Origin of the sequence: Microcystis sp. LE19-84.1B (genome assembly GCF_027531875.1) — a bacterium.
Lineage (GTDB): Bacteria > Cyanobacteriota > Cyanobacteriia > Cyanobacteriales > Microcystaceae > Microcystis > Microcystis panniformis.
On sequence record NZ_JAPZSR010000015.1, the window covers coordinates 1 to 5,918 of the forward strand.

Sequence of the window (5,918 nt, forward strand, 5' to 3'; positions counted from 1 at the left end):
ACACTCTACGGACTCGTAGGGTGCGCCCTTCAATAGCGTAACGCACCAATTTAATAATAGAGGTGGTGCGTTACGGCGAATTATTAATTTGGGTTTTTTGACTAAATTGATAGCCGCCTAACGCACCCTACACTCTGTCTGATTTGTTTCCGACTTTCCCCTGTTACTTAATCGATTAATATTAATTCTAATGCTTGATTAATAATTTTATTTTTATCAACCATAGCCTCAATTTCTTCTGGTTTATATATACCCTCAAAAGCTTCTAATGATGCTTGTCTTAAAGCTGAAGAATAAGCATCATCTAAGGTTTCTTTTAATTCTTCTATTGTTAGATAATTTCCTCCTGTTTTACGTCGTTGATTAATGCGTTGAATCTGTCGAACAGAATTAGAAATAGAGGTTTCCCATGAGCGGGTACTGCGTTTTTCTGCTTGCTGTTTAATCAGATGTAATAAGACAATAATACTAAAGCTAAAAATCTTATTGAGCTTATCATCTTTGCTCATTTCTGTCATTTCCTCTACCAAGATTAAGGCATCGGGAACATTGCCAGCTAGTAATAGATTTTTTAACTCTAATAATTCTTCCATTTTTTGCCTTTTTTTGACTGATTAACCTCTTAATTTAGTAATTTGTTCTGCATTTAAATTAACCCAAGTTGCTAGTTATAAGCTTCGCTAGTTCGATCCCCCTAAATCCCCCTTAAAAAGGGCGACTTTGAGTCTGTTTCCCTCCTTAAAAAGGGAGACTTTGAGTCTGGTTCCCCCCTTTTCAAGGGGGGCTAGGGGGGATCGAACCTAGAAATCAAATTTAGCCTTGTTTCATGAGCTTTGCCCTCCTTTATGCCACTAAATCCCACTTTATCCCACGAAAATTATTGTATCAGAAAATCCAAAATGGCCACAAATTCCCATAGACAAAACCAAAGTGAACATCTAGATTGTAAGAATCACTTAGTTTTTTGGATTTTTATCAGGTTATGAACAAGATACTAGCTAATTGTATCAGCTTAGGGATCGGATTGGGTGCGATCGGGGTGACTTTCCAGGCACAAGCCGCCTCTTTTCAGGGGTTAGGGGACTTACCAGGGGGTAGTTTCCTTAGTCGTGCTAATGGAGTATCAGCAGATGGGTCTGTCGTTGTTGGTGACAGCAGTAGCAGTAATCCTAATAGTGGTGAGGCATTCCGTTGGACACAAGAGACGGGGATGGTCGGACTAGGCTCATCTGGGGGTGTTTTCGGAAGTCAAGCTTATGGAGTATCGGCAGATGGGTCTGTTGTTGTTGGTGTTGGCATTCGTAATAATTTTGGTGAGGCATTCCGTTGGACACAAGGGACGGGAACAGTAGGACTAGGGAACTTACCCTTACCGGGAGGCCTTGTTGACAGCCACGCTTATGGAGTATCAGCGAATGGGTCTGTTGTTGTTGGTTTCAGCTATGGTGCTAATGGTGCTGAGGCATTCCGTTGGACACAACAGACGGGAATGGTAGGACTAGGAGACTTATCTGGGGGTAGTTTCTCTAGCGTTGCTTATGGAGCATCAGCAGATGGTTCTGTTATGGTTGGTTTCAGCTATGGTGCTAATGGAACTGAGGTATTCCGTTGGACACAAGGGACGGGAATGGTAGGACTAGGGGACTTATCTGGGGGTGTTTTCGGAAGTCAAGCTTATGGAGTATCGGCAGATGGGTCTGTTGTTGTTGGTGTTGGCAGTAGTGCTAATGGTACTGAGGCATTCCGTTGGACACAAGGGACGGGAATGGTGGGATTAGCGGACTTAGCTGGAGGTGATTTCTATAGCATTGCTAATGGAGTATCAGCAGATGGGTCTGTTGTTGTTGGTTATGGCAGTAGTGCTAATGGTAGCGAGGCATTTATCTGGAATAGTACCCAAGGGATGCGGAGCCTAAAAGAGGTTTTAACTAATGATTATGGTTTAAATTTAACCGGTTGGACTTTAAGCAATGCGCGGGGAATTTCTGCTGATGGGTTAACGGTTGTGGGTAGTGGAATTAACCCCAGTGGTAATACTGAAGCTTGGATCGCTCGTTTAAATCCGCAAAATAATCCATCTGTACCAGAGCCTAGTTCTATATTAGGGTTAGGGCTGTTTTCTCTGGTGGGTTTTTTGAGGAAGAAACGGTCATAATATAACCTGACTTTGATGAGAATTCTACTCCGCAGAGGCTATAAATTCCCTATTTTTGTCAATTCAATCAGTTAGGGTCTAAATCATTAAAGAAAAGGGCATTCTCTAATTTTAGGGGGTGCTTTTTGGTTGTTCGGATGTATCGATCGAGCTACAATAAAAGGGACTTCTTTAGGCGAAAATATGGCTACAGGCATCGATATTAGCGAATTTATTGTTGCTAGTCCGGATATTTGTAATGCTCGTCCCCGGATCGCGGGAACTAGAATCACGATTCAAAGTTTAGTCATGGATCATAAAACGGGAATGAGTGCCGAAGCGATCGCTAAGGAATATCCTCAGTTAAGTCTGGCTCAAATTTATAGCGCTCTAGCGTATTATCACGCGAATAAAGAACAGATAGAGGCCGATATCGATGCTTACCGAGCCGATTGTGAAGACTGGGAATCACGATATCGAGCCGGTGAATTGTAATGAGTCAAATCCGTCTCTACCTTGATGAAGATGCGGGTCAACGCTCGATCGTGGAAGCTTTGCGGAATCTGAAGATTGATGTAATTACCACTTGGGAAGCGAACAACATTCAGCTACCCGATCCCGATCAACTGGTTTGGGCAACCCAGCAAGGTCGGGTAATTTATACTTTTAATGTAGGCGATTTTTGTCGATTGCATAAATCCTATATGACGCGCTCGATCGGCCATACGGGAATTATTGTGGCCGCAAAACAAAGATATTCCGTGGGAGAACAGGTAAAAGCTATTGCTAATTTAATCGCTACCCGCTCTGCCGAAAATATCAAGAATAAACTCGTCTTTTTAGGGGATTATCTAGAATAGAAGGCGGTCAGTAAGGTATAGTCATTTCAATTAAAATTGAGAATATTAATCCCAGAGTTCATAAGGGTTTTGTCGGTATAGAGTGTATCAGACTTATCTGAAATGACTATAACTAATGATTTCGTTAGTACCGGAGCCTAGTTCTATTTTAGGGTTAGGCCTGTTTTCTTTGGTGGGTTTTTTAATTAAGAAATGGTCATAATCTAACCTGACTTTGATGGGAAAGTCCATAAACTCCCTATTTTTGGCATTGCAATCAGTTAGCGTCTAAATCATTAGATAAAAGGGCATCCTCGAAAGGGGGGCTTTTTTGTTGGTGTATAATGGCAATATATTCTGAAGGATTGAGGAATAACCGATGACTCATGCCAGACAAAGTTTATCATCCATTTATGAAGAAGATTATCAGCAATGGCTAGATGAGACAGTTTTATTGTTAAAAAATCGTCAAGTTGATAGTTTAGATTATGAGCATTTGATTGAGGAGTTAGAAGCTTTGGGAAGGGAACAAAAAAATACGGTTGAGAGTTTAGTAATTCAAATCATACAACATCTTTTATTCTATCATTATTGGTCGAGCGAACGAGAAGATAATGATCGACATTGGCGAGGTGAATTAATTGGTTTTCGGACTCAATTAGAATTAAGATTAACGACCAATCTCAGAAATCATTTATCTAATCGTCTCGATTATCTTTATGGTAAAGCCAGAAAAATGGCAGAGGTGAAAACGGATTTAAAATTACCCTCAGAGAATCCTTATACTTTAGCTGATATTTTAGACGAAGATTGGCTTCCTGAAATTATGTAAAGAATTCTTCAGATAATTTTAGCTAGGATGGAGCCTAGTTTTCTAAGATAATTATTAATTTAAAATCTTCACTTTTTGGATGCTTAGATCGTTGAGCCTATTCTAATTCATCTGTAGAGATTTAAGAGAATATAATCACCACAAAATAAACCCGATTGCTTGGTAAATAATCGCATTTTATCACAATTTCTGCTAATTCGTTGACTCCATATTTTCCTTGAAAAGCCTCTAAAGTAGCTTGTCCTAAAGCTAAATCATAAGCGTCTTTTCATGTCTATCGCAATTCTTCATCTGTTAAATAATACCCTGCTGTTTTACGCCGTTTATTGCTTCTTTGAATCTGTTTAAGCTAAGACGTATTTTAACCCAGCTTAATTAATTTATTCAGAGATGAATCGTCTGATTAAATCTTCCCGTGAAGACTCTAACAAAAGGCGACTAGACTCCATCGGTGATAACTTAAGCAACTCATCAATAACTTTTATTAAAGACTCATCCAATTCCCCAAACCTCACTTGCATTAAATTTTCAATAATTTGTCGTTGTCCTTGTTGAAGTCCTTGTTGAAGTCCTTCCCGTTTAGTCGCCTCTTTCCACTCTAAATAAGATTGAGATAAAGCCATAAATACCTCCCTATCTTCTGATTCTAAAAGATTGTTAACTTCAACACTCACACGCCAACTGATCAATAATTCCATGACATTTTGACGGAAGGAATCGCCAGAGGGCAACTCAAGCAACTCTCTCACCGCTTGGCTTTGGGTTTTCCCCCGTCCCAACAATCTTAACAGTAAAGTGTCCGGGGTAATAGGTAACTGATTAATCGCTACAATTGCCGTTCGGTGAGAGGGAGATAAAAAGTAAATCCCTTCTGTCCAGTTTTCTAGTTCTAATTTAGCATCAAAACTCTCTAGGATGTGCAAACTAATAGAGGTAGCCAAAATCCACAATTTAGGTAAGTCATCCTCGTTTAACTCAGTTTTTTCCCGTTTCCCTTTCCGTTGAAGTTCAGCGAAAATCGAAAACAGTTTTAAGATACAGTTGCGAATTTCCGTTCGACTGGGAGCATTGCGAAAAGGCTCAAGCAAAGTGCTTGTTGTCACCATTTGCCCTAAAAGACCCAAAGATTGAGCATTTCCCCGTGTATTAGGGTGAGGAGAGAAGAAAATATCCACCTGACGGGTTTCATCCGCCACTTCCTTGCTGACTTCCACCCTTCCCAGAGGAGAAAGCAATTCTTCTAGGTATTGTTTGGCAAATTGGTCGTGAGGTTGTCGAGTCATGTCTTCAATCACTTTACTAAATTAGCCGTTAAAAGTTGATAGAGAAGACGAGTCTCGTAAAACAGTAACCGACATAACCCATCTTTTCCCAAAGCTTTAAAACTTGGTAGCTCTTGAGTGACTTGGGTTTTTTGCCCAGTTTTTTCGTTGCGAATAGAATAGGTGTGTTTTCGGGGATTTAGCCAAGAGTTCTTAAGTTTAGTCATAATCTCGGTTTTAGCGGGTTTATTTGGGCAAATACTCACCATTGCATGAGCATATAAGTGAGAGCGCATTAAGTCGGAACCCTTCCAAGACTTTTTAACCTTGTCCTGTTTTGCGGAGGTATCCCCTGAAATTTGATAGGAATATCCTAAACCTAGATAAGCCTGAAACTTTCTCAAGCTGATATCGTGATCACCTCTAAAATAAGGTTTCCCCTTAACTAAAAATCTTTCGATAGGGTAGCAATGTAAAAGCAGTAAGCTTTGAGTGATAGTACCAAAGCAAAATTGATTAAAGACTTGGCGATAAAGTTTAAACTGTTCTAAATCTAAAATATCTCTTAGCTCTTGTTCTTTAATCGAGATTCTAGTTTGATAGGTGATGATGTCATTCGCAAGTAATTGACTATATTCGCTAATTCCCGTCCCGGCTGTGGCTTTAATGCGCGGGTTTTTTATCAAACCGGCGATATGTCCTAACGTAGGATGGCTCAACTGGAGTTGAGGGGGAAAAGGTATAATAGAGATACAGAGTTGGAGGTAAGACCATGGACTGGCACCTTGACCGTTTGCTTAAACTACCGGACATGACTGTCGTTAAAGTTCAAGAAATAGAAGGCTTAATAT

The 5,918-nt window shown here is 40.1% G+C and carries 8 protein-coding genes; 5 read left to right on the plus strand and 3 right to left on the minus strand.

Features of this window, described 5'->3' with window-relative positions; genetic code table 11:
- Positions 1-167: 167 nt before the first annotated feature.
- A complete protein-coding gene (locus tag O9324_RS00610) occupies positions 168-593 on the minus strand; it encodes a DUF29 family protein (protein ID WP_288139211.1) in 426 nt (141 codons plus the stop codon).
- 389 nt (positions 594-982) lie between these two features.
- On the opposite strand from O9324_RS00610, the gene O9324_RS00615 reads away from it, so the two are divergent.
- The 5 genes from O9324_RS00615 (at position 983) to O9324_RS00630 (ending at position 3,805) form a co-directional block, all read left to right on the plus strand.
- Positions 983-2,155, plus strand: a complete 1,173-nt coding sequence (locus O9324_RS00615; protein WP_288139212.1) for a PEP-CTERM sorting domain-containing protein — start codon at positions 983-985, stop codon at positions 2,153-2,155.
- A 183-nt stretch (positions 2,156-2,338) separates the two neighbouring features.
- A complete protein-coding gene (locus tag O9324_RS00620; RefSeq protein WP_043999245.1) occupies positions 2,339-2,629 on the plus strand; it encodes a DUF433 domain-containing protein in 291 nt (96 codons plus the stop codon).
- Complete coding sequence (locus O9324_RS00625; RefSeq protein ID WP_288139213.1) at positions 2,629-2,994, plus strand: DUF5615 family PIN-like protein; 366 nt, start codon at positions 2,629-2,631, stop codon at positions 2,992-2,994. The genes O9324_RS00620 and O9324_RS00625 overlap by 1 nt, the downstream gene beginning before the upstream one ends.
- A 115-nt stretch (positions 2,995-3,109) precedes the next feature.
- The gene (locus O9324_RS27080) at positions 3,110-3,196 is read left to right on the plus strand and encodes a PEP-CTERM sorting domain-containing protein (protein WP_080600724.1); all 87 of its coding nucleotides are present in this window, start codon (positions 3,110-3,112) and stop codon (positions 3,194-3,196) included.
- A 156-nt stretch (positions 3,197-3,352) separates the two neighbouring features.
- Entirely contained in the window at positions 3,353-3,805 is a 453-nt protein-coding gene (locus O9324_RS00630) for a DUF29 domain-containing protein (protein ID WP_288139214.1), read from the plus strand.
- 380 nt (positions 3,806-4,185) lie between these two features.
- Here the strand turns inward: O9324_RS00630 and O9324_RS00640 are convergent, their stop codons facing one another.
- Positions 4,186-5,088 carry a hypothetical protein gene (locus tag O9324_RS00640; protein ID WP_288139215.1) on the minus strand — a complete coding sequence of 301 codons (903 nt, stop codon included), beginning with the start codon at positions 5,086-5,088 and terminating at the stop codon, positions 4,186-4,188.
- An 8-nt stretch (positions 5,089-5,096) separates the two neighbouring features.
- A complete protein-coding gene (locus O9324_RS00645) occupies positions 5,097-5,786 on the minus strand; it encodes a hypothetical protein (RefSeq protein WP_288139216.1) in 690 nt (229 codons plus the stop codon).
- Positions 5,787-5,918 lie beyond the last annotated feature (132 nt).